Source organism: Pseudonocardia pini (assembly GCF_013870575.1).
In the GTDB taxonomy this organism is placed as follows: domain Bacteria; phylum Actinomycetota; class Actinomycetes; order Mycobacteriales; family Pseudonocardiaceae; genus Pseudonocardia; species Pseudonocardia pini.
The window spans coordinates 1-4,390 of record NZ_JACBXB010000469.1; the positions used below are offsets into that span (position 1 = coordinate 1).

At 73.0% G+C, this 4,390-nt stretch carries 3 protein-coding genes and 2 pseudogenes; 3 read left to right on the forward strand and 2 right to left on the reverse strand.

Annotated features, from left to right (window positions below; all coding sequences use genetic code 11):
• Positions 1–463 (forward strand): annotated as a pseudogene (locus H5J29_RS22485) (3-methyladenine DNA glycosylase); the annotation flags it as partial.
• A gap of 56 nt (positions 464–519) precedes the next feature.
• Here H5J29_RS22485 and gcvP read toward each other — a convergent pair.
• Positions 520–2,469 (reverse strand): annotated as a pseudogene (gene gcvP, locus H5J29_RS22490) (aminomethyl-transferring glycine dehydrogenase); the annotation flags it as partial.
• On the reverse strand, positions 2,470–3,510 hold the full coding sequence (locus tag H5J29_RS22495) for a fatty acid desaturase family protein (RefSeq protein ID WP_181783028.1): 1,041 nt from the start codon (positions 3,508–3,510) through the stop codon (positions 2,470–2,472).
• Between the two features lie 281 nt (positions 3,511–3,791).
• Here H5J29_RS22495 and H5J29_RS22500 point away from each other — a divergent pair, with 281 nt between their 5' ends.
• The gene (locus H5J29_RS22500; protein ID WP_181783029.1) at positions 3,792–3,983 is read left to right on the forward strand and encodes an RGCVC family protein; all 192 of its coding nucleotides are present in this window, start codon (positions 3,792–3,794) and stop codon (positions 3,981–3,983) included.
• Between the two features lie 69 nt (positions 3,984–4,052).
• On the forward strand, positions 4,053–4,390 hold a 338-nt coding region (locus H5J29_RS22505; RefSeq protein WP_181783030.1), incomplete at its 3' end, for an FAD-dependent oxidoreductase.

Consider the following 4,390-nt stretch of genomic DNA (forward strand, 5'->3'; position numbering starts at 1 on the left):
GCACGGCGCGGTGCCGCTGCGGCTCGGCGCCGAGGGCACGGACGCCGTGGTGGAGGCGCTGCCGATCGGCTGCACCCACCACGACGCGTTCCGCTTCTTCACCACCGCCGCCCGCCCCCTGAACCGGCTGCAGCCGCGTCGGGAGGACCAGGTGGCGTTGGAGCAGCCGGGCTGTCTGCACGCGACGATGGATCTCTACAAGTGGGCGTACAAGCTGCTCCCGGCCACACCCGCCGAGCTGCTGGGGGACTGCTTCGCCCTGGCCGCCGAGGTCCGCGAGCTGGACATGCGCGCCAGCCCGTACGACCTGGCCGACCGCGGCTACGAGCCCGTCCGGATCGAGACCCCCGAGGGTCGTGCCGAGTACGTGCACGCCCAGCAGGCCTTCGCCGACCGCGCCGCCCCGCTCCGCACCCGCCTCCTCGCCCTCGCCGAGTCCCTGTCCGCCCCCCGAACCCACTGAGCGAACGGCACTCTCGCTCACTAGGTATGAGCGAGAGTGCCGTTCGCTCATGCGGGTCAGGAGCTGTAGGCCTCGATGGGCCGGCAGGAGCAGACCAGGTTGCGGTCCCCGTGCGCCTGGTCGATCCGCCGCACCGGCGGCCAGACCTTGCGGTCGTGCACCCCGGGGGTGCCGCCCGCGGAGGCGAAGCTTGCGGAGCCGACCATCATCATCGGGTAGGCCGCGAGGTCGCGCGGGTAGGGGTGGTCCCACTTGTCCACCAGGCAGGCCGCGGTGTGCGGCGCGCCCCGCAGCGGGTTGTCCTCCACCGGCCACTCCCCTGCCGCCACCCGCGCGATCTCGGCGCGGATGCCGATCATGGCGTCGACGAACCGGTCGATCTCGGCGAGGTCCTCGCTCTCGGTCGGCTCGACCATGAGCGTGCCCGCGACGGGGAAGGACATCGTGGGGGCGTGCATGCCGTAGTCGGCGAGCCGCTTGGCGACGTCGTCGACCGTCACTCCGGAGTCCTTGGTGATCCCGCGCAGGTCGAGGATGCACTCGTGCGCGACGGCTCCGTCCCGGCCCGCGTAGAGCACCGGGTAGTGCTCCCCGAGCCGCGCGGCGACGTAGTTGGCCGCAGCCACGGCCGTCAGGGTCGCCCGGCGCAGCCCTTCGACCCCCATCATCCGGATGTACGCCCACGAGATCGGCAGCACGCCGGGGCTGCCGTACGGTGCGGCCGAGACCGCGCCGACCACACCCCGCCCCGGCAGGAACGGCGCGAGGTGCTCCGCGACGGCCACCGGGCCGACGCCCGGTCCGCCGCCGCCGTGCGGGATGCAGAAGGTCTTGTGCAGGTTCAGGTGGCTGACGTCGCCGCCGAACGCCCCCGGGCGCGCGAGCCCGACCAGCGCGTTGAGGTTGGCGCCGTCGACGTAGACCTGCCCGCCTGCCTCGTGCACCGCGGCGCAGACCTCGCGGACGTCGACCTCGTACACCCCGTGCGTGGACGGGTAGGTGATCATCAGCGCGGCCAGCGCGGACCCGTGCTGGGCGATCTTCGCCCTGAGGTCCTCCAGGTCGACGTTCCCGAGTGCGTCCGTGGCCACCACGACCACCCGCATCCCGGCCATCACCGCCGACGCGGCGTTGGTCCCGTGCGCGCTCGACGGGATCAGGCACACGTCGCGCTGCTCGCCGCGGGACCGGTGGTACGCCGCGATCGCGAGCAGCCCGGCGAGCTCGCCCTGGCTGCCGGCGTTGGGCTGCACGGACACCGCCGCATAGCCGGTCAGCTCGGCGAGCCAGCGCTCGAGCTGCGCGATCAGCTCGCGCGTCCCCTCGGTGTCCGCGGCGGGCGCGAAGGGGTGCAGGTCCGCGAACTCGGGCCAGGTGATCGGCTCCATCTCCGCGGTGGCGTTGAGCTTCATCGTGCACGAGCCCAGCGGGATCATCGTGCGGTCGAGTGCCAGGTCGGCGTCGGCGAGACGGCGCAGCCAGCGCATGAGCGCGGTCTCGGAGCGGTGCTCGTGGAAGGTCGGGTGGGTGAGGAACTCCGACTCGCGGCGCAGCGCGGTGGGCAGGGCGTCCGCGGTGGCGGCGTCGAGCGCGGCGACGTCCGCGGTCACCCCGAACGCCGTGAACAGCGCCTCCAGGTGGGCCACGGTCGTGAGCTCCGAACAGGCCAGCCCCAGCTCGGCGTCGGAGATCCGCCGGACCGCGATCCCTGCGACGTGCGCGGCGTCGGCGATCCGGTCCGCCCGACCCGGCACGCGTGCCACCACGGTGTCGAAGAAGTCCTCGTGCACGACCTCCACGCCCCCGCCGCGCAGCCCGGCGGCCAGGATGGCGGCCAGGCGGTGGGTCCGGCGCGCGATCCGCTCCAGGCCGGAGGGCCCGTGGTAGACCGCGTAGCAGGCGGCGACGACGGCGAGCAGCACCTGCGCCGTGCAGATGTTCGACGTGGCCTTCTCCCGCCGGATGTGCTGCTCACGGGTCTGCAGGGCGAGCCGGAGGGCGGGGTTCTAGGCGGGTTGCGGTGCGGCCCGGAGCGGGGCGCTGGTCTCGTGGAGGTGGGCGAGGACGTGGCCGTAGGTCCGCAGCCAGCCGGACTCGGCGTAGTCGATCGCGTGTCGGGCGCAGAAGTCGCGGACGATGGGTTGGACGAGCCGCAGGTCGGGCCGGGCCATCGAGGGGAAGAGGTGGTGCTCGATCTGGTAGTTCAGTCCACCCAGGACCCAGCTCACCCCGCGCCCGCCGCGGATGTTGCGCGTGGTCACGACCTGGCGGCGGAGGAACCCGGGGTTCTCGCCCTCCTCCAGGACGGGCATCCCCTTGTGTCCCGGGGCGAACGAGCAGCCCATGTAGAGACCCCACAGGCACTGGTGCACGAGGATGAACGCGACCCCGACCAGCGGGGAGAGCACGAGGAACACCGCGGTCAGGTACACGGCGAAGTGCGCCGCCAGCAGCAGCGCCTCGACGCGGTGGGTCCGCACGCCCATCGCCCGCAGCCGGGACACGCTCGACACGTGCAGGCTGAAGGCCTCCAGCAGGAGCAGCGGGAAGAACAGCACCGCCTGGTGCGCGGCGACCCACCGCAGCGGTCCCCGCTTCTCGCGGGCCTGCTCCCGGGTGAACGCGAGCACGGCGATGTCCACGTCCGGGTCGCGGTGGGCGTCGTTCGGGTGGGCGTGGTGGCGGTTGTGCTGGTCGACCCAGGTGCTGTAGCTCAGCCCGACCAGTCCGGCGTGGACGATCCCGACCACGTCGTTGGCGGTGCGCCCGCGGAGGATCTGCCGGTGGCCCGCGTCGTGGCCGATGAAGGACAGCTGGGCGAACACGACCGCGAGGAAGGCCGCCAGCGGCAGCTGCCACCACGAGTCCCCGATGAAGACGAACGCGACCCAGCCGCCCACGAAGGCCAGCAGGTTGACCGACATCGTCACCGCGTAGAAGCGGTAGCGGCGGCGCAGCAGCCCGGCTCCCTTGACGAGCCCGCGGAGCTCGGCGTACTCCTGAGCGGCGGGAGTGGCCACCGCAGCGGCCCGGACACTGTCGGACATGATCGGGTCCACCACCGCTTCGCCTCGCAGCATCACCGGGGTCCGGGGTGGCACCTCGCCGCACGGATCCGCGGCGTCCCTCCACGCTCCCACAGCAGCGGCGGATGTGCCACGGCACCGGGCCGCGTAGGGTCGTGGGTACCGGGAGCATCCCTGTACGCGGGCGTTCGGCCCGCAGTCGTCTCCGGTGAACGGCCATGCCGGGCGGCTCGCCGCCCGGGGGACGGAACGACCGGCATGACATCGGTCCCGATCACCACCACCAGCCCGATCCCCGCCCGATGACCGGGCTGAACGGCGTCACGGTCGAGTCGCCGGACCAGGTCGCCGCGGACGAGGCGCAGGACGAGGGCGCGCGCTGCCTGGCGTGCGTGCACCTGTGGTCCGAGCACGGTCCGCTCGACGTCCGGTTCTGCACCGCGACGCTGGCCAAGCACCACGACCGCGGCTGCATCTGCACCCCGGGCCGCTGAGCGCCGTCCCCGTGGAGTGACGGGCGTCACGTCGCGTCACGTTCTCGCCGGCTGCGGTGTCACGGGGGCATGAGCGCACAGAACAGCACGAAGGTCGCCAGGGTCGTCGTCGTCGGTGGGGGGTACGCGGGCACCCTCGCCGCCAACCGCCTGCGGGTCCGGGACGATCTCGACATCACCCTGGTCAACCCGCGCCCCGAGTTCGTCGAGCGGATCCGGCTGCACCAGCTCGTGGCGGGGAGCCGCGGCGCGACCGTCGAGTACGGCACGCTGCTGGGGGAGGGCATCCGGCTGGTCGTCGCGGGCGCCACCCGCATCGACACGGCCTTGCGCCGGGTCGAGCTCGACACGGGCGAGGCCCTGGACTACGACCACCTCGTCTACGCCGTCGGCAGCACCGGGGTCGC